We start from the raw sequence: 380 nt of genomic DNA, 5'->3' as shown, positions 1-380 counted from the left end.
ATTTGAACGCCTCCGTTTATCCTGATGACGACAGCCTCCTCGCTGCTGAAAATGTGGATGCCGTCTTAGTGACAAGCTGGGGCCCGGCTCACGAGTCCAGCGTTTTGAAAGCGATTCAGCACGGCAAGCACGTGTTTTGTGAAAAGCCGCTTGCGACAACGGCAGAAGGCTGTATGCGCATTGTCGAGGAAGAAATGAAGACGGGAAAACGATTGGTGCAGGTAGGTTTCATGCGCAGGTATGACAGCGGTTACGTTCAGCTGAAAGAAGCGATTGACAACCGCGTGGTCGGCGAGCCGCTGATGATTCACTGTGCGCACCGCAACCCGACAGTCGCATCGAATTATTCAACGGACATGGCCGTCGTCGATACGCTCGTT

At 53.9% G+C, this 380-nt stretch carries 1 protein-coding gene; it reads left to right on the top strand.

Annotation, left to right across the window (positions count from 1 at the left end):
• A partial coding sequence (locus CCE82_RS12765) for a Gfo/Idh/MocA family protein (RefSeq protein ID WP_159454557.1) occupies positions 1 to 380 on the top strand: 380 nt, incomplete at both ends.

This window comes from Staphylococcus cornubiensis (assembly GCF_900183575.1).
GTDB lineage: Bacteria > Bacillota > Bacilli > Staphylococcales > Staphylococcaceae > Staphylococcus > Staphylococcus cornubiensis.
Note: the sequence above shows the minus strand (reverse complement) of the source record. Positions and strands in the feature narration are given on the sequence as shown.